The sequence below is a fragment of the Xenorhabdus sp. SGI246 genome, from assembly GCF_040838225.1.
In the GTDB taxonomy this organism is placed as follows: Bacteria; Pseudomonadota; Gammaproteobacteria; order Enterobacterales; family Enterobacteriaceae; genus Xenorhabdus; species Xenorhabdus indica.
Genome location: NZ_JBFPEZ010000031.1, coordinates 1 through 22,801, shown reverse-complemented (window position 1 = coordinate 22,801; position 22,801 = coordinate 1). Strand labels below are relative to the sequence as shown.

Below are 22,801 nucleotides of genomic sequence, written 5' to 3'. Positions count from 1 at the left end.
TATTCTAATTCAGGCAGCCAAGGTATTGCTCCGACAGTTGAGTTATAAATTTCATGTAACTGTCTTTATTCAATACGATGCCACTTCCCAATGGGTCAAGTGTTCCAATACGCACATTAGTACCTTTTGCTACGGCATGAATGACGGCTGGCCTGAATTGAGGTTCAGCAAAAATACACTTTGCTTTTTGCTCAACCAATTGTGTTCGTATGTAATGTAGTCTTTGCGCACCAGGTTGTATTTCAGGGTTCACAGTAAAAACACCCAATGGTGACAACTGATAGTGTGTTTCAAAGTAACCATAAGCGTCATGAAAAACGAAATATCCCTGTCCTAGCACGGGTTTCAGAATATGGGTAATATTCTTGTTAGTTTGTACAAGCTGTCCATTGAATTTACGTAGGTTTACTTCTAGTTGTTGTTTCTGTTGAGGATACAGCTCAACAAGCCGGGAATATATCGCCTGAGCGGCTTTCTCCGCAATTTCTGGTGATAGCCAAATATGCATATTATATTGGCCGTGGTGGTGATGTTCGTGATCGGTTTCATGTTTATGCTGATTCGATTCATTTGAATCATGTTCACCTTCGCTATTTTTCAGTAATAGAGGTTTAATAGTAGGTAAATCCGCCAATTCCAATTGTTTATTCTGTGCAATTTTTTCTATTGGCTTTGCTAAAAATATTTCCATATCTGGGCCAATCCAGACAACCAAATCCGCCTGATTAAGTTTGCGGATATCTGAAGGTCTCAAAGCGTAATCATGTGGAGAAGCTCCATCAGGTAAAAGCACCTGAGTATCTGTTACACCGTCAGCAATCGCGGCAGCAATAAAACCTAATGGTCGTATAGATGTGACGACATCTGCCTGAACAGAGTAATTAATGCCCATTGTTAATACAGTAACCAATACTACCTGACGAAAAAATGTATGCGCGTATTTTTGTGGTTTGTGTAACATAATATGAATATTCCATGCATTGAATCTAAAAATGTTATATTATAACATTCCAATGATTCTGCAAGACACTTTTAACATGTCTGTTATGTAACATGTCAACTATGATTACCCTAAAAAACATTACGGTTAAATTTGGTAGCCGCAAGGTATTAAACAATATCTCTTTCAACCTTACACAAGGTAAGATCTTAACGTTAATCGGCCCCAATGGAGCAGGTAAATCAACGTTAGTACGCATCGTTCTGGGTTTAATTCGCCCAACTTCCGGTACTATTGAACACAACCATACGTTAAGGATAGGATATGTCCCGCAAAAACTTAATCTTGATCCCACCTTACCTTTGACCGTTAAACGTTTCATGATGCTAAAACCGGGGGTAAAATCAGCAGATATCATCCCTGTTTTGGAACGAGTCAACGCTACACATTTATTGCAATACCCCATGCAGAAGCTATCGGGTGGAGAAACCCAACGGGTTTTACTTGCCAGAGCATTACTCAATCATCCTCAACTTCTGGTTCTTGACGAACCGACACAGGGTGTGGATGTGAATGGTCAGTTAGCACTTTATGATTTAATCAATCAAATCAGAACAGAACTTAATTGCGCTGTCCTTATGGTATCTCATGACCTGCACTTAGTGATGGCGAAAACAGACGAGGTTTTATGCCTTAATCAACACATTTGCTGTTCGGGTACTCCTGAAGTGGTATCCATGCATCCAGAATTTATTGCAATGTTTGGTCGTCATGGTGCAGAACAACTGGCAGTTTATCGCCATCATCACAATCATCATCATGATCTAAGAGGAAAAATCATTTTGAAAAAGGGTGGAGAGCCACGTTAATGATCGAACTACTACTTCCGGGTTGGCTGGCCGGAATTTTATTGGCAATTGCCGCAGGGCCTCTTGGATCTTTTGTCGTTTGGCGCAAAATGTCCTATTTTGGCGATACATTGGCACATGCATCATTGCTCGGTGTAGCATTCGGATTTTTATTAAGTATTAATCCATTTTATGCTGTTATTGCTGTTACGCTAATATTGGCCGTTGTTTTAGTCTGGCTGGAAAAACGCCCACAACTCGCTGTTGATACCCTGCTAGGGATCATGGCCCATAGCGCCTTGTCATTAGGCTTAGTGGTTGTCAGCTTTATGACCAGTATTCGGGTTGATCTGATGGCTTATCTATTCGGTGATTTACTCTCTGTGACTTATGAAGATCTCTGGATGATTTCAGCAGGTGTTACAACTGTTGCAGGGTTATTAATATGGCAATGGCGGGCTTTACTGTCGATGACGGTCAGTCAGGATCTGGCTTTCGTGGATGGCATTAAAATTCAACGGCTGCGAGTACTGTTGATGCTGGTGACAGCTCTGACTATTGGGCTGGCAATGAAATTTGTCGGTGCACTGATTATCACCTCTCTGTTAATTATTCCCGCCGCTACCGCCCGCCGTTTCGCCCGTACACCTGAACAAATGGCAATTTTCGCCATTGGTATAGGTATACTCTCTGTTACTGGCGGACTGACTTTATCCGCATTTTATAACACACCAGCAGGGCCTTCTGTTGTCCTTTGTGCTGCCGTGTTATTTGCATTGAGTTTAACGTGTAAAGCAAGAAGTTAATCATTCAAGTTAATAGAAAAATCTCGATTCTCTGATTAGATAAACACGAGGGTTATGATCTTAATGATGATGACCCTTTTTCTTTAAGACCAAATTTCAAGATAAAAAATAAATTTTATGCCACTCTAACATCACAAATATGTAATCCAATGAATCCATAAAGCAAATATTCAACACTAAGCCAATACTGATAATGACTAAACCTCTATTCGACAATGAGCCATGTAATTTTTGGTAATTGTAAAATTAATTTCAGGCAAAAGAGATTTCCCTTTCAAGGAAGTCTCTAAACCCGCACTATAAAAACAATATCAGTGAGTTAAATATGATAGATCTCATCTTTATGCATTAATGTCTTCATTTTCTTCATCTTTTGGAATTACCTTGTGAATATTGACATCAAGGTCAATATGTGAGTATATAAATATATTCACCAATATTTTCTATCACTGTTTACACCCAAGTCCTGAAATATATCCACTAATTGAATAGAATATAAGAGGAAGATCTATTTAAGGAGTTTATTATGAGTGATGAAGACGATGAAATGTCATTTGAAGAGCTATTTGATATTCTTCTATCAAATAAGCTTAATATGACAAAACCAGAAAATTTACTTCCAGTACAGAAAAATAAATTATTGCAGCGCCCTGCCAAGCCTGAAGCACTTTATTATCTGGAAAAAACTGAAAAATATTTTCTAATAAATTATATAACTAAAAAGCCCAAATTGGCTGATGGGCGATACATTTTTATCATTTCCGCTGACGATCCTCATACCATATGCTGTGCACGAAATGCGCGAGATCCTGATTACCATTGGCATGATGTAGTTGATGGACATACGTCGATAGGCTACAGAAAGCCAGTACGTTATGCGGGAACCTTATTATTTCGTCAAGGTGATTTGATAATCTGGTCAAATTCTAGTGGACATTACCGACCTTCTTTAGAGCTGAGGTACATGCTGACTCCTTATGTTAGACGTTTACTGCCTGATGAAAAATTTAGCCACACATTATTCGCTAAACATTAAATTAATATTGTTCTTTTGCTACCTCTCAGCAAAATTGGCAATCCTAATAGTTCATTATTCAACCCGAGACTTCTGCCTACAAAGGTCTTGCTGATATTCCATCACCCGTATGCGTTGGGTACGCAGTGGCTGTGCCAGAGCATTAAAAGAAAGAATGCTGAAAATAATAACGCTCAGTGTTTTTTTCATGTTTTTCTCTTTGATTGTGTGTGCAAATAAAAAACCCCGCAATCGCGAGGCTTGATAAGTCAAAAAACTGTGTGACATTACCATCACTTTCTCGTCACGGTAGCATGATTTTTGCCTATACGTTAGTTATTTTTCAAGTAATTTTTACTCGCTTTCTTTGCTTAAACCAAAGTGTCGATAGGCATGATTGGTTGCAATACGGCCTCGAGGTGTGCGCTGAATGAAACCTTGCTGAATTAAAAACGGCTCCAAAACATCCTCTATAGTTTCCCGCTCTTCACCAATTGCTGCCGCAAGGTTATCCAAGCCAACCGGCCCACCCATAAATTTATCAATAATGGCAACCAGTAATTTACGATCGAGGTAATCAAAGCCCGCTGAATCCACATTCAGCATATCAAGGGCTTTCGCAGCAATGTCGCCGTTAACGGAACCATCACCTTTTACCTGAGCAAAATCACGTACCCGGCGCAGTAAACGGTTTGTAATACGGGGCGTTCCACGAGAGCGCATCGCAATTTGTCTTGCTCCGTCATCTGAAATGCTCAACCCTATATAACGAGCACTGCGGGAAACGATGCTTTGTAAGTCATCTACATTATAAAATTCAAGGCGTTGTACAATACCAAACCGATCGCGCAAGGGAGAAGTCAAAGATCCTGCACGGGTTGTTGCCCCGACTAAAGTAAACGGAGGCAGATCAATTTTGATTGAACGAGCGGCAGGACCTTCCCCAATCATGATATCCAGTTGATAATCCTCCATTGCCGGATAGAGAATTTCTTCTACAACCGGAGACAACCGATGGATTTCATCAATAAACAGAACATCATGAGGTTCAAGGTTTGTCAGCATGGCGGCGAGATCGCCAGCTTTTTCTAATACTGGCCCTGAAGTTGTGCGGAGATTAACCCCCATTTCGTTGGCAACAATATTTGCCAGCGTGGTTTTACCCAATCCAGGCGGACCGAAAATCAGCAGATGATCCAGCGCGTCCCCCCGTTGCCGCGCAGCCTGAATAAAGATCTCCATCTGTTCACAAACATGAGGTTGACCAACATATTCAGACAGCAATTTGGGCCTGATAGCACGATCAATAGCTTCATCATCTTGCAGAACTTCTGCTGAGACCAAACGGTCAGCTTCAATCATCACTTAACTCCTGCAATTACAGAGCCGCACGAAGCGCTTCTCGGATAAGCGTTTCACAATCTGTACCCGGTTTAGCAACTTTGCTAACCATCCGGCTGGCTTCCTGCGGCTTATATCCCAATGAAACTAATGCGGCCGCTGCTTCTGCTTCAATATCAGCATCAGAATTAACCGCTTGAGTTGCCGCTGGTAAATTAATGTCACTATTTTGGTTAAACAGATCGCCCTTAAGCCCTTTAAAGCGGTCTTTCATTTCTACCACTAACCTTTCCGCTGTTTTTTTACCGACTCCGGGCAGCTTAACCAGAGAAGTAATGGCTTCCTGCTCAATGGCTGTCACGAATTGTTGGGCAGACATGCCAGAAAGGATCGCCAGTGCCAGTTTCGGCCCGACGCCATTGACTTTAATCAGTTCGCGGAAAAGTGCACGCTCTTGCTTATCATTAAAACCATATAATAATTGAGCATCTTCACGCACAATAAATTGAGTAAATAAAATAGCTTCTTGGCCAATTTCAGGTAGTTCATAGAAACAGGTCATTGGCATATGAACTTCATAACCGACACCATTCGTTTCTAATAAAACCAATGGTGGCTGTTTTTCCAATACAGTTCCTCTCAAACGCCCTATCACTACTTACCCCCTGAAAATAAAATAAATGATTTGATACAGCTTATAGCATAAAAAAAACTGGACGTATATCCAGGCAAAATTATTTCAGACGCCCTCGCGTCAAATTTAATCGTGGATTACCTACACGGAGTAAATTTTGGCTCAGATGACAATGTGTAATTGCAATCGCTAAGGCATCTGCCGCATCAGCCTGTGGATTAGCTGATAGTTTCAGCATCGAACGTACCATATGCTGAACCTGGCTCTTATCTGCTGCACCAGTCCCAACAACCGTCTGTTTAACTTGACGCGCCGCATACTCAAATACAGGAATAGACTCATTAACCGCAGCCACAATCGCTACACCACGAGCCTGTCCCAGTTTCAAAGCGGAGTCTGCATTTTTTGCCATAAAAACTTGCTCTATTGCAAAAGCATCAGGTTGGAACTGGGTAATAATTTCGGTAATACCTGCATAGATCCGCTGCAAACGGCCAGGAAGATCATCAACTTTTGTTCGAATACAACCACTACCAAGATAAATAAGTTGTCGTCCCTGCTGGCGGATAACACCATACCCTGTCACTCTGGAACCAGGGTCAATACCAAGAATAACCGCCATATCTATTTATTCACCTGTAGTATGGAATAAAAAAATGGAATAAAAAAAGTGGAACAAAAAAACATGGAATAAAACGTTAGAGAAAGTGCCCTGACACGAGGTGCACTTTCTCTACGCTGTGAATCCTGATGTTGATTACAGCAGAGCTGCAACTTCATCAGAGATTTCACCATTATGGTAAACCTCTTGAACGTCGTCAGAATCTTCAAGCATATCAATCAGACGAAGCAATTTAGGCGCAGTTTCCGCATCCAGTTCCGCTTTGGTAGATGGGATCATAGAAACTTCAGCAGAATCCGCTTTGAAACCTGCTGCATCCAGCACATCTTTAACATCACCAAAAGTCTCTGGTGTAGTGTAGACGTCGATCGCACCATCATCATAAGTTTCAACATCATCAGCACCTGCTTCCAAAGCCGCTTCCATTACAGCATCTTCATCCAGGCCCGGTGCATAAGAAATCACGCCCTTTTTGGTGAACAGATAAGCAACAGAGCCATCAGTACCCAGGTTACCTCCCGTTTTGGTAAATGCGTGACGAACATCAGAAACTGTACGGTTGCGGTTATCGCTCAGGCACTCGACCATTACAGCAGTCCCCCCCGGTCCATAACCTTCATAAATGATAGTTTCCATATTATCTGACTCATCATTACCAACCCCACGGGCAATGGCGCGGTTTAAAGTATCACGAGTCATGTTGTTGGACAGTGCCTTATCGATTGCAGCACGAAGACGTGGGTTAGAAGCAGGATCACCTCCGCCCAAACGTGCAGCGGTTACCAATTCGCGGATAATTTTGGTGAAAATTTTACCGCGTTTTGCATCCTGCGCAGCTTTACGATGTTTCGTATTGGCCCACTTACTATGACCTGCCATGAAAATATCTCCGATAAAACGTTTATTACCCTACACATCCCAATCTGCTTGCTTTGTTCACTGCAAATTGAAATCCATCAGGCTTGATAGACTAAATAACAAATTCTTCAATTGCCTGCCGATTGCTCCATGACTTAGTCAACTTAGCAGCCTCTTTCGCGACCAGCCATTGATAAGTCAGGTGTTCTGTCAGCAAAATTTCACGCTCTTCAGGTAACGCTAACAAAAACCAATGTTCTTTGTTTCGCGTCACACCGGGAGCATATCGATAACGTAAATGTGAAAAAATCTCATAATAAAGACAGCGCTGACAATCTATCAGTTCAAAATCCGCTCTGGCAATATCAATACCGATCTCTTCCTGTACTTCACGCAATGCTGCCTGATAAGGCGTTTCGTCCTCTTCCAAACTACCAGTAACAGATTGCCAGAAATCAGGATCGTCCCGCCTTTGTAACATTAGCACCCTTTTGCTGTCGGCAGCATAGATAACAACCAGTACAGATTCAGGGCGCTTATAGTTCATTATTCGCTCTCTTTTTTAGTCACTGAAATGGCTAACTCTTCCAGTGCCGCCGGATTGGCGTAGCTTGGTGCTTCAGTCATCAAACATGCTGCCGCTGTTGTTTTCGGGAATGCGATAACATCACGGATATTATCAGTATCCGTCAATAACATAACGAGGCGATCCAGACCAAAAGCCAGCCCGGCATGAGGAGGAGTACCGTATTTCAGTGCATTCAGAAGGAAACCAAATTTTTCCTGCTGTTCTTCTTCATTGATACCCAGAATGCGGAATACCGCCTGCTGCATGTCATTACGATGGATACGGACAGAGCCGCCACCCACTTCATAACCATTGATAACCATATCATAAGCATTGGCGATGGCAGATTCCGGTTTGCTTTCCAGAGCTTCGGCTGACATATCACGTGGAGAAGTAAATGGATGATGCATTGCAGCCAACCCACCTTCCCCGTCGTCTTCAAACATCGGGAAGTCAACGACCCAAAGTGGTTTCCAGCTTGCCAGATCAGTCAGATTCAGATCACGGCCTAATTTCAAACGCAGTGCACCCATTGCATCAGTGACCCTATTTTTCTGACCTGCGCCGAAGAACAGAATATCGCCATTCTGTGCATTAGTGCGGGACAACAGACCCTCAACCACTTCTGCAGACAAAAACTTAGCAATCGGGCTTTGGACACCTTCCAGACCTGCTGCACGATTGTTGACTTTCATCCATGCCAACCCTTTCGCACCATAGATGCCAACAAATTTACCGTATTCGTCAATTTGCTTACGGCTCAGTTCAGCACCACCCGGTACACAAATTGTTGCTACGCGCCCTTTTGAATCGTTTGCAGGTTCTGCGAAAACGGAAAATTCCACTTCTTTGACCAGATCAGCTACATCAACTAATTCCAGCGGGTTACGCAGATCCGGTTTATCAGAACCAAAGCGACGCATAGCTTCAGCAAACGTCATGATTGGGAACGTTCCTAAATCGACACTACGGACTTCCAGCCATAACTCACGGATCATTCTTTCCATGATTTCACGAACCTGCTCAGAAGTCATAAATGAGGTTTCGACGTCAATCTGAGTAAATTCAGGCTGACGATCTGCACGCAGGTCTTCATCACGGAAACATTTTACAATCTGATAATAACGGTCAAAACCGGACATCATCAGTAATTGTTTAAATAACTGTGGAGACTGAGGCAATGCATAAAATTTGCCTTTATGAACACGGCTTGGTACTAGATAATCCCGCGCACCTTCTGGTGTTGCTTTAGTCAGCATTGGTGTTTCCACATCCAGAAAACCAGCATCATCCATAAAACGACGAACAAAGCTGGTAATTTTTGCACGGGATTTTAAGCGTTGTGACATTTCAGGACGACGCAGATCAAGGTAACGATATTTCAGACGCTGTTCTTCACTGTTATTTTGATTGCTGTCCAGTGGCAATGGTTCTGAACGGTTGAAAATTTCAAGGCTTTCAGCGAAGACTTCAATTTCTCCTGTCGCCATATCTTTATTGATCTGGCTGTCAGGACGGGCACGTACAGTCCCCGTAATTTGAATACAAAACTCATTACGCAGTTCAGAAGCCTGAGCAAATGCGTCTTTTTTATCCGGATCAAAGAATACCTGAACGATACCTTCGCGATCTCGCATATCAATAAAAATCAGGCCACCCAAATCACGACGACGGTTTACCCAACCACAAAGAGTCACTTTTTGGCCTTCATGGGCCCGGCTCAACTGCCCACAATAATTAGTACGCATACAATATCCTTTTACTCAGCTCGTTATGCATTCTGCTGCGGAAATTTTGGCATTGTTCTTTTAGGAAGAATTGTCAAAAAAGAGGTCATTATACTGGAAATTCCATCCAGAGATAAGGCTATAACACGGTTCCTGCCAAGACAATTTTTTCTATCGGATAAATCAAATAGGATTTATCATTAAGTATTATGATTTATAGCGACAGTTTTACTTTTGAGGTTTATCATCAGTTAGCCGTTTTTGGTTAGGCAATGGAGTTATAAATGGTTAGCTCACTTTATATCGTATTGGGCGCATTACTGGTAATTAAACTGTCTTTTGATGTGATTAAATTAAGAACACAGTATCGGGTTACATATGGTGATGGTGGTTTTTACGAATTACAGACAGCCATTCGCATTCATGGTAATGCTGTTGAATATATCCCTATTTCTCTACTTTTATTATTGATAATGGAGATGAATGGCGCAGCAGTATGGATGCTGCATATCTGTGGCATATTGTTACTTGCAGGCAGGTTATTACACTACTATGGCTTGTACCATCGTGAGTTCCGCTGGCGGCGAATGGGCATGGGAGCAACATTTATGTCAATGATAATAATGATTGTGGCTAATATATACTATTTGCCCTGGGAACAGATATTTTCTCCTTATTCGTAATTCGTCACCTATATTTAACTGACAAAGAAGCCAATTATTGATTCGAATTGGCATCTTTTTAGCTGCTTAAAAGGTTCTGTTGGATTAGCACTTTCTGCCTTTTCTTGCATTCTGTTAGAATAGCCAATTCTTAATTGTTTCCAAAACCAATGTTGTTATGTCAAATCAAGATCCTCACAATCAACGGGACAGTCTGTTATCTACTCCAATCGCTAAATTAGGAGACTGGAGTTTCGACGAACGTGTCGCCGAAGTCTTTCCAGACATGGTGAAACGTTCCATTCCTGGTTACTCAAATATCATTTCTATGATTGGTATGCTGGCAAGCCGCTTTGTGACTCCGGGCAGCCAGATTTACGATCTCGGTTGTTCTCTCGGTGCAGCAACCTTATCCATTCGCCGCAATATCAATGCTGATGGCTGCCGCATTATCGCTATTGATAATTCACCCGCCATGATCGAACGCTGTCGCCGTCATATTGACGCTTTCAAAGCAAAAACTCCCGTTGAGGTGATCGAGCAGGATATTCTTGATACCGACATTCAAAACGCGTCAATGGTGGTACTAAATTTCACATTACAATTCCTTCATCCAGAGGATCGCCAGAAAATATTAAACAAAATCCATGCCGGGATGAAACCCGGTGGTGTTTTGGTACTGTCTGAAAAATTCAATTTTGAAGATCAGAATATTGGTGAATTATTATTCAACATGCACCACGACTTCAAACGAGCCAATGGTTATAGCGAACTAGAAATCAGTCAAAAACGTAGCATGCTGGAAAATGTCATGCGGACAGATTCTATTGAAACCCACAAAACTCGCCTGAAAAAATCTGGTTTTCAACATACAGAAGTGTGGTTCCAGTGTTTCAATTTCGGCTCACTATTAGCTATAAAAGGAGCTGAATAATGATCGATTTCGGTAACTTTTATCAGCTAATTGCTAAAAACCATCTGAGCCATTGGCTAAATTACCTGCCCGCCCAATTAAGTGACTGGCAGAAAACATCATTGCATGGTCAGTTTGGTTCGTGGATAAAAATTCTGGAAAATTTGCCTGTTATCAAACCCACTCATGTTGACCTGAAAAATGGGGTTATTACTACACATGAACCCGATCTATCAGAAGGGGAAAAAACGCGTATCCACAATATCCTGAAACTTCTGATGCCATGGCGCAAAGGGCCTTTTTCATTTTACGGTATTGAAATTAATACCGAATGGCGTTCTGACTGGAAATGGGATCGTGTTCTGCCTCATATTTCTTCTTTAGAAGGTAAAACTGTACTTGATGTCGGTTGTGGTAGCGGTTATCACATGTGGCGCATGGTAGGTGAAGGCGCTGAATTAGCGGTAGGTATCGATCCTACCCAACTTTTCCTTTGCCAATTTGAAGCAGTCAGAAAACTATTGGGTAATGACCAACGTGCGCATCTTCTTCCACTAGGTATTGAACAATTACCTGAGCTGAAAGCTTTCGATACCGTATTCTCTATGGGGGTACTTTACCATCGCCGCTCTCCCCTTGATCATCTGTGGCAACTAAAAAATCAACTGGTTTCTGGTGGTGAACTGGTACTGGAAAGTTTGGTGATCGACGGTGATGAAAACCACTGCCTCATTCCAGGTGAGCGTTACGCGCAAATGCGAAATGTTTACTTTATTCCTTCAGCTAAGATGTTAAAAACATGGCTAGAAAAATGTGGTTTTGTTGATGTCAGAATTGTTGATCATGCAATTACAACAATCGATGAACAACGCCGAACAGCGTGGATGAAAACAGAATCTTTGGCAGATTTCCTTGATCCATCAGATCAAAGTAAAACAATAGAAGGATACCCAGCACCATTGCGTGCTGTTCTCATTGCCCGCAAGCCTTAATCCTGCAAAAAATATATAAATAACATATTGATGTGTGAATTGCCCCATTATGGCAGTTCACACTTTCAATCAATATTCAGATGCGACTAGTTGTTCAGATAATACTAATTGCTTAGATACTACTCATTGTTTAGATACTACCCTAGTAAAGCCAATCATAGCGGGACTAGCGATCGATCAAACTCATCACACCCTTCATGGATTCCACTAATTCAGGATCGACACTGTAATGAGAATATTCCCCCATTTCACTATTTTCGGAGCTCATACTCACCCCCGCCTTACGGTAATTCATCTTAGAAGATACAATTTTGCCTGCTGAGCTATGAACCTCCGTCACCCCAATCTCTAAAAACTTACTGATATTACTGGCCCGGACACCCGCTCCTGGCATAATGCTTGGCCCACGGCTCGCTTGCGATAACTCTTTTAACAAATGTAAACCCAGTTCAGCACTATTTTGCTGACCAGATGTCAAGATACGCTTTACTCCAAGATCGGTAAGTCTTTCCAATGCGTTGAGAGGGTCACAACACATATCAAAAGCACGGTGAAAAGTGACAGCCATATTCCCTGCTAATGCCATGAGTTGCCTCATACGCAACATATCAACCTTTCCTTCTTCGTCCAAGACGCCGAAGGAAACACCGGGAAACCCCATGTCACGAACAAGGGAAACATCATTTTTCATGGCCTCAAAATCAAGTTTATCGTAACAGAAATCTCCACCTCTGGGCCGAACAATTGGATGAACAGGAATAGATAAACATTGTAACGACTGTTGTAATGCGCCTGCACTGGGTGTTAAGCCACCTTCTAACGGGCCTGCACTCAGTTCAATTCGATCAGCCCCTGCTTCTTGTGCAATCAGAGCACAATTTATGCTATAACAGCAAATTTCTAGCTTTAACATTAAAAGCCCCTTGAATATCAATCTGCCTACACGTCATAAATAGATCCGAAATATTTCATTACCGAATTTATTAACTATGACAACTATATTTTTAAAATGGCATGTCAGAAATCACAAGATCAGAGTTTTTTACTGAAATAACACAATAAAAAGTCACTTTTGCCAAGCACTCCGCATTTCTGTCAATACTTCTTGATAGAAAGAGAATAATACTTGATCGAGATTACATTCTCATTTAAGGACAGTTTCACTTTAAATTATTTATCTTGGCAAAGGTCGACCAACACATTTACCTCAACTATCCCGACGAAGAATCCACCGAAAGAAAGTTGAAAAACAAAAAGTAACCCTGCCAACACAGGCTGGCAGTAGCATGCAGGGTGTTGAATATGGTATAAACCCGGTTATTTTCTCATAACCCACACGCTTGAAAATACTGCATTATAGAAATGTGTGATTTTCAGCGCGTAACTTAAGGTAACACTGTGAATATACAGGCTATTCTTTCAGAAAAAATCAGTAATGCGCTGATTGCAGCTGGTGCTCCAACCGATAGTGAAGCTCACGTTCGCCAATCTGCAAAGGCACAATTTGGTGACTATCAGGCAAATGGTGTCATGGCGGCGGCTAAAAAAGTAGGTATGCCTCCCCGACAACTAGCAGAAAAAGTCGTCAATTTGCTGGATCTGCAAGGAATTGCCAGCAAAATCGAAATCGCTGGCCCCGGTTTTATCAACATTTTTCTTGATAAAGAGTGGGTTGCCACAAATACAGAAAACGCGCTGAAAGCTGAAAAACTGGGTATTTCTCCTGTAGAGCCACAAACTATCGTTATCGATTATTCTGCTCCTAATGTTGCTAAACAGATGCACATTGGTCATATCCGCTCTACTATCATTGGCGATGCTGCCGCACGTACTCTTGAATTCCTCGGCCATAAAGTTATTCGCGCCAACCATCTTGGTGATTGGGGAACCCAATTCGGGATGCTGATCGCTTACCTGGAAAAAGTACAGAATGAAAATGCCAGCGATATGGCATTGGCTGATCTGGAAGAGTTCTACCGCGCCGCCAAGAAAAACTATGATGAAGATGAAGAATTTGCCGTTCGTGCTCGTAACTATGTAGTGAAACTGCAAGGCGGTGACGAATATTGTCGCAACATGTGGCGTAAGTTGGTTGAGATAACCATGTCACAAAATCAGGCAACCTATAATCGTCTGAATGTCACTCTGACAGAAAAAGATGTTATGGGTGAAAGCCTGTATAACAACATGCTGCCGGGGATCGTTACTGATCTGAAACAACGAGGCATTGCTGTTGAAAGTGATGGCGCGACTGTGGTTTACCTTGATGAATTCAAGAATAAAGAAGGTGAACCAATGGGGGTTATCATCCAGAAGAAAGATGGTGGTTATCTTTATACCACTACAGATATTGCCTGTGCCAAATACCGCCATGAAGTGCTGAATGCTGATCGGGTTCTCTACTATATTGATTCACGTCAGCATCAACATCTGATGCAAGCCTGGTCAATCGTACGTAAAGCTGGCTACGTCCCTGATTCCATGTCACTGGAACACCATATGTTCGGCATGATGCTAGGTAAAGATGGAAAACCATTCAAAACCCGTGCAGGTGGTACAGTGAAATTGTCTGATTTACTGGATGAAGCCATTGAACGTGCGGGTGTGCTTATCCGTGAGAAAAACCCGGATATGCCAGAAGATGAACTGAAAAAAGTCGTCGAAGCAGTAGGCATTGGCGCAGTGAAATACGCCGATCTTTCCAAGAGTCGCACCACAGACTATGTATTTGATTGGGATAATATGCTGGCCTTTGATGGCAACACTGCGCCTTATATGCAATATGCTTATACCCGCGTCTCTTCTATCTTCAAACGCGCTGAAATCGATGAAAGTAGCCTGACATTACCAGTCGTTCTGAACGAAGAGCGTGAACAAGTATTAGCTACCCGTCTGTTACAGTTTGAAGAAACTATCACTACTGTAGCCCGTGAAGGGACACCGCATGTGATGTGTGCTTATCTGTATGATCTGGCAGGCTTGTTCTCCGGTTTCTATGAACATTGCCCGATCCTGAATGCTGAAAGTGAAGAATTGCGTCAAAGCCGCCTGAAATTAGCGCTGTTGACAGCGAAGACCTTAAAACAAGGTCTTGATACTTTAGGTATCCAGACCGTAGAACGGATGTAATCGCACCTTATAAAAACGGGCGTAAAATGATTTTTACGCCCGTTTTTTAGCAATGTCAGATAATCACTGCAATCCTCGATGGGCAAAATCCTTTAATCGGAACCCCATCAAAGCTAATGCTACAAAATAGCTACCAGCACCAGCGATGACAACGCCCATCAATCGTAGCAAGCGCAAAGCCATATTTCCTTGTTCCCAGGCAGGCATAATCCACAACATTGCCAGTAATACCCCTACCATCACTCCAATCGCCATTAACAACTTAAGCAAAAATACTCCCCATCCTGCTAATGGCTTAAATATTTCACGTTTACGCAATTGCCAGTAGAGCATAGCTGCATTAAAACAAGCTGCTAAACCAATGGAAAGTGCTAACCCCGCATGTTTCAGGGGGCCGATAAAGGCAAGGTTCATAAGCTGAGTCAGAACCAAAGTAGCAATCGCAATCTTGACCGGCGTTTTAATATCCTGACGAGAATAAAAACCAGGGGCCAAAACCTTAACCACAATCAACCCCATTAACCCGAAACAATAGGCAATCAATGCCCGTTGCGTCATTTCTGCATCAAATGCGGAAAAATTACCATACTGGAAAAGTGAAACTGTCAAGGGTTCTGCCAGAATACCCAACGCTACCGCGCAAGGGAGTGCTAAAAGAAAACAGAGACGTAATCCCCAGTCCATTAATTTACGATACTCTTCATGGTTTCCACTGGAAAAACTTTTCGCCAGAGAAGGCAACAAAATCGTTCCCAATGCCACTCCTAATACTCCAGAAGGTAATTCCATTAAACGATCAGCGTAATACATCCATGAAACAGAGCCTGAAACCAGAAACGAGGCAAAAATCGTATTAATGATCAGAGAAATTTGGCTGACTGAAACTCCCAGAATGGCAGGTCCCATCTGACGGATAACCCGCCATACGCGACTGTCGCGGAAAGAAACACGCGGCAATACTAACATGCCTATTTTTTTCAGATGAGGAAGTTGGTATGCCAGTTGCAAAATGCCACCAGCAACAACAGCCCATCCCAGAGCCATGACTGGTGGATCACAATAAGGTGCCACAAACAGTGAAAAGACGATCATGCTGACATTCAGCAGTGTTGGTGCAAAAGCGGGAACAGAAAAACGATTCCAGGTATTGAGGATTGCCCCTGCCAAAGATGCTAAAGAAATTAAAAAGATATACGGAAATGTGATTCTGAGTAAGTCACGAGTCAAAACAAATTTGTCAGGTGTATCGGTAAACCCCGGCGCAGTAACGTAAATCACCCAGGGTGCTGCGATCACACCAATCACTGTGACAATCGCCAGAATCAACGTCAACATACCTGAAACATAGGCAATAAACGTCCGTGTTGCTTCATCCCCCTGCTGATTTTTGTATTCAGCAAGAATGGGAACAAAAGCCTGCGAAAAAGCGCCTTCAGCAAAAATACGGCGTAATAGATTAGGCAATTTAAAAGCAACAAAAAAGGCGTCTGTTGCTACTCCTGCACCAAATATACGAGCAATAATGGCATCACGAATGAAGCCTAGCACGCGTGAAAACATCGTCATTGAACTGACTGCTGCCAGTGATTTTAATAAGTTCATGATATTATTTTAAAAGTGTATTTTTATGACATGAGAATGAAAGCGAAAAGTCATTCCACCAGACATGCTCGACATGACAAAGCACAACGATCTATGACAAAGAATATGATCTGATGAGATAGCTCTGATAGGCAAAGTTTAACAGACAAAAACTCTGTCTACATTGGCTATCTCTTTTTTATTAATTATTTTTAACCCTGCAAACTCAGCAAATAATCTGGCACCTTTTTCACCAGTTATCATCAGTTAATGCGGTCAAGACATGATCTTGCCAGGTTCCATCTATCATGAGGTATTTCCGGGCATATCCCTCCCGCTCAAAATTCAGCTTCTTAAGCAAGTTTCCACTTCTATGATTATGTGGCATATAGTTGGCCATAATTCGGTGCATTTTTTGATGGCGCTGCATATAGCGGATAGCAGGTTGTAACGCTTCATACATTAACCCCTGCCCTTGTTGTTTTTCCGCCAAAGAGTAGCCAAGATAACAAGAATGAAATGCACCACGTACAACATTGGTGAAATTTGCCACGCCGATAATTTCGCATTCATCAGGGTCTAATAACACAAAATTGAATGTCGTATTTTGCCGTTGCAATTCCGCAATATAACTCAGTCTGTTTGTCCAACCTGAAGGCTGATAAAAACTGCTATCTCTTGTTGGCTCCCACGGTTTAAGAAAATCTTTATTTTCTGAATAATATTCAGCCAAACGATAAGCATCACGCTCATATACCAGACGAACAACCATCCTATCTGTCATCAAACGAACTTTAGGCGATGTAGACCGATAACCAAACATGCCTTCTCCTGATATTTATTTTGCAAAAACTCTCAATAATTTATCGCTAATAAAAAATAATATCATTGTCTCACGATAAAAAAATATCATCTATAAACCCTCTATCCTAAAGATAAGATTACGTCCAGAATGATAGAAATCTCATTCTTTATTCCCTCATATCTCAGTGGTGCGAAATGTCATCGGTTTCACAAGCCCGTAGTTTAGGAAAATATTTTCTGTTATTTGATAATTTACTGGTCGTTTTAGGATTTTTCGTTGTTTTTCCATTAATTTCTATTCGTTTTGTTGAACAATTGGGTTGGGCGGCTGTCATTGTTGGTCTCGCATTGGGGCTTCGCCAACTCATTCAGCAAGGATTAGGGATCTTTGGTGGCGCTATTGCTGATAAGTTTGGTGCCAAGCCGATGATTGTCATCGGTATGTTATTGCGTGCATCAGGTTTTGCCTTGATGGCAATGGCTTCTGAACCGTGGATACTAATACTTTCCTGCGCATTGTCTGCTCTGGGTGGAACCCTGTTTGATCCACCCAGATCTGCGCTGGTGATAAAACTAACCCGCCCTCATGAGCGTGGGCGTTTCTATTCACTATTGCTGATGCAAGATAGCGCTGGCGCTGTGATTGGTGCACTAATAGGAAGCTGGTTATTGCAATACAATTTCAATATTGTGTGCTGGATCGGAGCTGGAATTTTTGTTTTAGCCGCAATAGCTAATGCCTGGTTATTGCCAGCATATCGTATTTCGACAATTCGTTCTCCTATCAAAGAAGGCATGATAAGGGTCATTAAAGATCGACGATTCTTTTATTATGTACTGACCCTAACAGGCTACTTTATTTTGTCGGTACAAGTCATGTTGATGTTCCCGATTGTTATCCATGAAATTTCTGGTAGCCATACAGCCGTTAAGTGGATGTATGCCATTGAAGCCGCCATTTCCCTGACATTGCTTTACCCTATCGCACGTTGGAGCGAAAAATATTTCCGGCTGGAACAACGCCTGATGATGGGGTTATTTTTAATGAGTTTCTGCATGTTTCCAATCGGTTGGATCGACCAATTACATCTTCTGTTTGCCCTGATTGCCTTGTTTTATTTAGGTACAGTAACGGCAGAGCCTGCCCGTGAAATACTTAGCGCAGGGCTGGCTGATCCCAGAGCACGAGGCAGCTATATGGGGTTCAGCCGCTTAGGACTGGCTCTAGGTGGCGTATTCGGTTACACCGGTGGGGGCTGGCTTTATGATACAGGCCATGCTTTGGACATGCCTCAATTACCCTGGATCTTTTTAGGATTGATCGGCTTACTCACCATTTATGCTCTTCATCGCCAATTTAATCAGAAAAAAATTGAGCCAGTCACCATTAGCAGACATTAATGATGTAAGTAATGGTGTAAAATCTGCCCATTGAAAATAAAGGAGACAATATGAAAAAATTTTTATTCGGGGCAGCATTAGTGCTGGTTGGTTTACTCAGTGGCTGTGATCAATTCAGGGATATCAGTATCAATGAAGGTCTGCTCAATGATTATCTTTTAAAAAAAGTACATTATCAGAAAGAAATCAGTATTCCTGGAATATCAAGCGCCAATATTAGTCTGGGAAATTTAACCAGCCAGATAGGCCGTCAGGATCCGGAGAAAATTGAACTGACCAGTCAGGCAAAAGTTGAAATTGCAACAATATTTGGATCTATACAAGCTGATATGAAATTAACGCTCAGAGCTAAGCCCGTATTTGATGCAGAAAAAGGCGCCATTTTTGTTAAGGAACTGGAAATCGTGGACTATCAGACAACACCTGAAAAAGCAGCGAGACCTATCAAGGCACTGATGCCTTCTCTGAATATTTCGTTAAGTGAATTTTTTAATACTCATCCGGTTTATGTTTTGAATCCAGAAAAAAGTAAGGCTGAAGCTGCTGCGATAAAATTTGCCAAAGGACTGGAAATTAAACCAGGTAAACTGGTTATCGGGCTAACTGATAAATAATTTTAATTGTCGTTGAAATAATAAGAGGCAAATTATTTATTATAATTTGCCTCTTAATTTTAGCGATAATTCACTCAATTATCGCCTCAAATGGAATCAACAAAGTGACAATTCACTCAGACTCTAATTCTTCACGTAATTCCTGTAATGCCTCACGGCTAATAATAGCCAGAGTTCGATAAAAACCACTGATGGCATGTGCTTCAACTTTTCCAAGAAATTGCCCGCACCACGGCAAGAGATATTCATCAAACAATGTTATCTGAGCCTGAACTTCATCTTCTGCCGCCTGCTCTTCTAACCATGATGCTGCCAGTAATAAAGAACCAAACTGATCTGCCGCAGTATCCGATAATGGCATTCCCCGCGCTATCAGGAATTGACGCACTTCATTTTCTGTTCCGTCAGTATAGTCAGATCGACAAATAGCCACTTTAGCTGACTTTCCTACAAACAAAGCCTGATAGTCAGACGCTATCACGGACAATTCGCAATTCTGTTGTAAACGATCCAACAGCTCATTCTGCTCTAAAGGCCATGCTTGTTTTAATTTTCCTTCAGCAACCATAGTCATCAAAGGTTGTAACAATGGATCCTGTGGTGCTCGATTAAACAGCGTACCCAGTATGCGGCAAATAATAGAAAACTCGTTCATGACTTAATTTAATCCCAACAACTTAAAATAAAACGACAACTTGAAAGATAATGGGGATATTGTCCCTAATCCTCAGCTATGCTGTAAAGCTGCTTATTAATATCCAAGTGACATATCCACAAGGCCAGTTGGTGTTTCCCCTTGTTCTACTCGTTGGATATTTTCACTAATGATATCCATCGCCAATTCAGGAATAGTCGTCGCGGCAATATGCGGTGTAATATTGATACGAGGATGAGTCCAGAATGGGTGCATATTTGATAAAGGCTCTTCTGCAAATACATCAAGCGTTGCACCTGCGATATATCCTTTATCAATGGCAATCAGGAGATCTTGCTCAACAAGATGAGAACCTCTCGCTATATTAATAATATACGCTGCCTTTTTTAACTGACTGAATGACGACAGATTTAAAATCCCACGGGTTTCAGGTGTATTAGGAAGAAGGTTAATCAACACCTTACAGTCAGAAAGAAATTCACCTAATTGTTCTTTTCCATAAAAACTTTCAACATTATCAAACTCTTTTGCTGTCTTACTCCAGCAACGTACAGTGAAATCAAACTCCATCAACTTCCCGATCACACTACTCCCCAATACTCCTGCACCTAATACCCCAATAACGAAATCTTTCCGGTTGTGAGGAAGTAATGGCTGCCAAATGCGCTGCTCTTGATACCGTCTATACTCATCCATTCGACGGAAATAGTATAAAACTGAACTAATGGCATATTCCTGCATCTGACGACCCATGCCAGTATCTTCGAGACGAATCAATGGAACCTTAGCGGGTAACATGCCGGGATTGTCTAATTCTTGCTGGAGAATGGAATCAACACCAGCACCTAGCGCAAATATACCTTTGAGATTTTTACGATTCGCTAACATTTCATAAGGAGGGTGCCAAACAAGAGCATAATCAGCCGGAGCATGATCTCCACTGACCCAGTTTCTCACTTTGGCATTAGGCAAACGTTTTTCTATTCCTTGGATCCACTCATCGGCATCAAATGAAGGGCTAAAAAAAATGATGTTCATATGATCTCATTCCTTTATTGTTTTTTTTGATAGACTTAACCGATTGCTGAAAAGTGATATAAAAAGAAAAAATACCCAAATTTCACGCCAATTTTCCATAATTATTCACTATCACGTTGAATTTCCTGAATTGATATTTTTACTTATTTTCGTGCAATTAAAGTTATTTTTAAATTAACAGAACCCCTGATAAGCCCCCAAAATTAGGGAGCCCATATAGGAGAACTTCAATTATGACCTATCTCAGCTAATAGCGATAGACGACGATAACTCGATGCAAATAAAAATTCCACCCATCGGTGTGCGTTGGGTATGATTTCCTCATTCAGTTGCATTGTGTTTTAACGTAGTCTTGCAAATATCTTAATTTTTCCCGGTCGCTGATAATTCCGGCTCGGATATCGATAGCAGTTGATCCAGTTTCTCCAGTGAGTTCGACGGTGGTTGCATCGCCCACGCCGCTGGAGGCGGTGGTTTCAGACACGGGACAGGTGGCCTTGATACGCAGCTTGCGACGACCAGCGGCAACATCAGCCCGAAGTGTGTCAATTTCAGTCTTGGCATTGGCGAGTTCCTGTGTGTATTTATTATCCAGTTCGGCAAAGTGCTTTATTCGCTCTTGCTGCTTATTTATCGCAATGGACTGCGCATCATACTGTCGCTTTAACCTAGCGTATTCTCTGGCCTTATCCTGATATTCACTGTAATAGAACCCCAGTAGACCAGAGACAATCACCAGAGCGCCAAGTGTGAGATATTGGCTATTGAGTTTCATGATAAAAACATCTGGCGTTCAGATGCCCGGCGATTATTCAACCCCCGCAATACCTTACCCGCGGCTTTATTCCATCTTAAGAATTCATCTGCCGCACCTTTGTAGTCACTGGCATTAAGCTTCTTAAGCAAGGTAGAACGAACAAAGTTACCGACGCCACAATTGAACGTGAACGAACACAACGCATCAAACTGACCTTGAGTTAGTGACACCTTAACAGACGATTCAATGGTGATGTAAATAGGTTCGAGGTCATCATGTAAGAATGCTTCGGCCTGTTGTTCAGTTATCTCTTGTCCTGGTTTGACGCCTTTCGTGTGCCCATAACCCATTGTCCACGGAAAGCCACCTGTTGCCGGGTCAGGGTAGGCTTTTAGTTTCAGACCTTCCCATTGTTGAATAAAGCGTAATCCGTTCTCGCTGATTTTCATCAGATTTTTCCCCGTTGTTATTCACACTCTGCCTTTAGCCTGAAAAACCGGTAACGTTTGTAAAAATTGAAATGATTACTCATCCATTTGTATTGAGGTTGACGAGCGAGTTTTAGAAGGAACTGATCATCACACCAATGGATTCTGAGTTTATGCAGCGCCCACCAGCGACTAACCTGATATAACATTACAACCAGGGGAAGCTCATTCACATCACATATTCCCTTAATCATCTGTGGACACCTGTCAGTCTGTTCCAGAAATACATTAGAACTCCCCATGTACCGCACATACGCATATCCACCCCATTGAGATAATGGGCGTCCGTGGGGTGAACTATAGTTACCCTCCTGTGAGTTCAGCCACTCAACCAAAACCGAATATTGATACATTAAGCGAAATTAACGTAATTATGGATATTTCCATAGGAATGTAATGAACGCATCC

Annotated in this window: 24 protein-coding genes; 9 read left to right on the top strand and 15 right to left on the bottom strand. The window is 42.0% G+C overall.

Annotation, left to right across the window (positions count from 1 at the left end):
• Positions 1-4: 4 nt before the first annotated feature.
• On the bottom strand, positions 5-961 hold the full coding sequence (gene znuA, locus ABLA85_RS07925) for a zinc ABC transporter substrate-binding protein ZnuA (protein ID WP_367962901.1): 957 nt from the start codon (positions 959-961) through the stop codon (positions 5-7).
• Between the two features lie 92 nt (positions 962-1,053).
• Between znuA and znuC the strand changes: the two genes are divergently transcribed.
• The 3 genes from znuC to ABLA85_RS07910 all read left to right on the top strand — a co-directional run bounded on the left by znuC (position 1,054) and on the right by ABLA85_RS07910 (position 3,630).
• Positions 1,054-1,809 (top strand): zinc ABC transporter ATP-binding protein ZnuC, encoded by a 756-nt coding sequence (znuC, locus tag ABLA85_RS07920; RefSeq protein WP_367962899.1) that lies wholly within the window; start codon positions 1,054-1,056, stop codon positions 1,807-1,809.
• Positions 1,809-2,594 carry a zinc ABC transporter permease subunit ZnuB gene (znuB, locus tag ABLA85_RS07915; protein ID WP_367962898.1) on the top strand — a complete coding sequence of 262 codons (786 nt, stop codon included), beginning with the start codon at positions 1,809-1,811 and terminating at the stop codon, positions 2,592-2,594. The genes znuC and znuB overlap by 1 nt, the downstream gene beginning before the upstream one ends.
• 526 nt (positions 2,595-3,120) lie before the next feature.
• A complete protein-coding gene (locus ABLA85_RS07910) occupies positions 3,121-3,630 on the top strand; it encodes a hypothetical protein (RefSeq protein ID WP_367962897.1) in 510 nt (169 codons plus the stop codon).
• Positions 3,631-3,684: 54 nt separating this feature from the next.
• Here the strand turns inward: ABLA85_RS07910 and ABLA85_RS07905 are convergent, their stop codons facing one another.
• The 7 genes from ABLA85_RS07905 to aspS form a co-directional block, all read right to left on the bottom strand.
• Complete coding sequence (locus ABLA85_RS07905; RefSeq protein ID WP_367962895.1) at positions 3,685-3,819, bottom strand: hypothetical protein; 135 nt, start codon at positions 3,817-3,819, stop codon at positions 3,685-3,687.
• A 144-nt stretch (positions 3,820-3,963) separates the two neighbouring features.
• Positions 3,964-4,971, bottom strand: coding sequence for a Holliday junction branch migration DNA helicase RuvB (gene ruvB, locus ABLA85_RS07900; RefSeq protein WP_367962893.1), 1,008 nt, complete (start codon positions 4,969-4,971; stop codon positions 3,964-3,966).
• Between the two features lie 16 nt (positions 4,972-4,987).
• Complete coding sequence (gene ruvA / locus ABLA85_RS07895; RefSeq protein WP_367962891.1) at positions 4,988-5,605, bottom strand: Holliday junction branch migration protein RuvA; 618 nt, start codon at positions 5,603-5,605, stop codon at positions 4,988-4,990.
• A 79-nt stretch (positions 5,606-5,684) separates the two neighbouring features.
• Positions 5,685-6,206, bottom strand: a complete 522-nt coding sequence (ruvC, locus tag ABLA85_RS07890; RefSeq protein ID WP_367962889.1) for a crossover junction endodeoxyribonuclease RuvC — start codon at positions 6,204-6,206, stop codon at positions 5,685-5,687.
• Between the two features lie 135 nt (positions 6,207-6,341).
• Entirely contained in the window at positions 6,342-7,085 is a 744-nt protein-coding gene (locus tag ABLA85_RS07885) for a YebC/PmpR family DNA-binding transcriptional regulator (RefSeq protein WP_367962887.1), read from the bottom strand.
• 91 nt (positions 7,086-7,176) lie between these two features.
• Positions 7,177-7,611 carry a dihydroneopterin triphosphate diphosphatase gene (gene nudB / locus ABLA85_RS07880; protein ID WP_047682177.1) on the bottom strand — a complete coding sequence of 145 codons (435 nt, stop codon included), beginning with the start codon at positions 7,609-7,611 and terminating at the stop codon, positions 7,177-7,179.
• On the bottom strand, positions 7,611-9,380 hold the full coding sequence (gene aspS / locus ABLA85_RS07875; protein WP_367962884.1) for an aspartate--tRNA ligase: 1,770 nt from the start codon (positions 9,378-9,380) through the stop codon (positions 7,611-7,613). Before aspS ends, nudB begins: the two co-directional genes overlap by 1 nt.
• Positions 9,381-9,643: 263 nt before the next feature.
• On the opposite strand from aspS, the gene ABLA85_RS07870 reads away from it, so the two are divergent.
• The 3 genes from ABLA85_RS07870 to cmoB all read left to right on the top strand — a co-directional run bounded on the left by ABLA85_RS07870 (position 9,644) and on the right by cmoB (position 11,926).
• A complete protein-coding gene (locus ABLA85_RS07870; RefSeq protein ID WP_367962882.1) occupies positions 9,644-10,042 on the top strand; it encodes an MAPEG family protein in 399 nt (132 codons plus the stop codon).
• 157 nt (positions 10,043-10,199) lie between these two features.
• Entirely contained in the window at positions 10,200-10,955 is a 756-nt protein-coding gene (gene cmoA, locus ABLA85_RS07865) for a carboxy-S-adenosyl-L-methionine synthase CmoA (protein ID WP_367962881.1), read from the top strand.
• Positions 10,955-11,926 (top strand): tRNA 5-methoxyuridine(34)/uridine 5-oxyacetic acid(34) synthase CmoB, encoded by a 972-nt coding sequence (cmoB, locus tag ABLA85_RS07860; RefSeq protein ID WP_367962880.1) that lies wholly within the window; start codon positions 10,955-10,957, stop codon positions 11,924-11,926. The genes cmoA and cmoB overlap by 1 nt, the downstream gene beginning before the upstream one ends.
• Before the next feature lie 166 nt (positions 11,927-12,092).
• Here the strand turns inward: cmoB and cutC are convergent, their stop codons facing one another.
• Positions 12,093-12,839 carry a copper homeostasis protein CutC gene (gene cutC, locus ABLA85_RS07855; protein WP_367962878.1) on the bottom strand — a complete coding sequence of 249 codons (747 nt, stop codon included), beginning with the start codon at positions 12,837-12,839 and terminating at the stop codon, positions 12,093-12,095.
• Between the two features lie 485 nt (positions 12,840-13,324).
• Here cutC and argS point away from each other — a divergent pair, with 485 nt between their 5' ends.
• Positions 13,325-15,055: an arginine--tRNA ligase gene (gene argS, locus ABLA85_RS07850; protein WP_367962876.1), complete on the top strand. Its 1,731-nt coding sequence runs from the start codon at positions 13,325-13,327 to the stop codon at positions 15,053-15,055.
• A gap of 63 nt (positions 15,056-15,118) precedes the next feature.
• On the opposite strand, the gene murJ is transcribed toward argS, so the two are convergent.
• Positions 15,119-16,657, bottom strand: coding sequence for a murein biosynthesis integral membrane protein MurJ (gene murJ / locus ABLA85_RS07845; protein ID WP_367962874.1), 1,539 nt, complete (start codon positions 16,655-16,657; stop codon positions 15,119-15,121).
• Positions 16,658-16,886: 229 nt separating this feature from the next.
• A complete protein-coding gene (rimJ, locus tag ABLA85_RS07840) occupies positions 16,887-17,459 on the bottom strand; it encodes a ribosomal protein S5-alanine N-acetyltransferase (protein WP_367962872.1) in 573 nt (190 codons plus the stop codon).
• 176 nt (positions 17,460-17,635) lie between these two features.
• On the opposite strand from rimJ, the gene mdtH reads away from it, so the two are divergent.
• Complete coding sequence (gene mdtH / locus ABLA85_RS07835; RefSeq protein ID WP_367962870.1) at positions 17,636-18,841, top strand: multidrug efflux MFS transporter MdtH; 1,206 nt, start codon at positions 17,636-17,638, stop codon at positions 18,839-18,841.
• A 50-nt stretch (positions 18,842-18,891) separates the two neighbouring features.
• Positions 18,892-19,455 (top strand): lipoprotein, encoded by a 564-nt coding sequence (locus ABLA85_RS07830; RefSeq protein WP_367962868.1) that lies wholly within the window; start codon positions 18,892-18,894, stop codon positions 19,453-19,455.
• Between the two features lie 112 nt (positions 19,456-19,567).
• Here the strand turns inward: ABLA85_RS07830 and ABLA85_RS07825 are convergent, their stop codons facing one another.
• From ABLA85_RS07825 to ABLA85_RS07810, 4 genes are all read right to left on the bottom strand, one after another.
• A complete protein-coding gene (locus ABLA85_RS07825; protein WP_367962866.1) occupies positions 19,568-20,110 on the bottom strand; it encodes a molecular chaperone in 543 nt (180 codons plus the stop codon).
• A 96-nt stretch (positions 20,111-20,206) separates the two neighbouring features.
• On the bottom strand, positions 20,207-21,148 hold the full coding sequence (ghrA, locus tag ABLA85_RS07820) for a glyoxylate/hydroxypyruvate reductase GhrA (protein WP_367962864.1): 942 nt from the start codon (positions 21,146-21,148) through the stop codon (positions 20,207-20,209).
• A 325-nt stretch (positions 21,149-21,473) separates the two neighbouring features.
• Positions 21,474-21,923: a lysis protein gene (locus tag ABLA85_RS07815; RefSeq protein WP_367962862.1), complete on the bottom strand. Its 450-nt coding sequence runs from the start codon at positions 21,921-21,923 to the stop codon at positions 21,474-21,476.
• Positions 21,920-22,354 (bottom strand): lysozyme, encoded by a 435-nt coding sequence (locus ABLA85_RS07810; RefSeq protein WP_367962860.1) that lies wholly within the window; start codon positions 22,352-22,354, stop codon positions 21,920-21,922. The genes ABLA85_RS07815 and ABLA85_RS07810 overlap by 4 nt, the downstream gene beginning before the upstream one ends.
• Between the last annotated feature and the right edge of the window lie 447 nt (positions 22,355-22,801).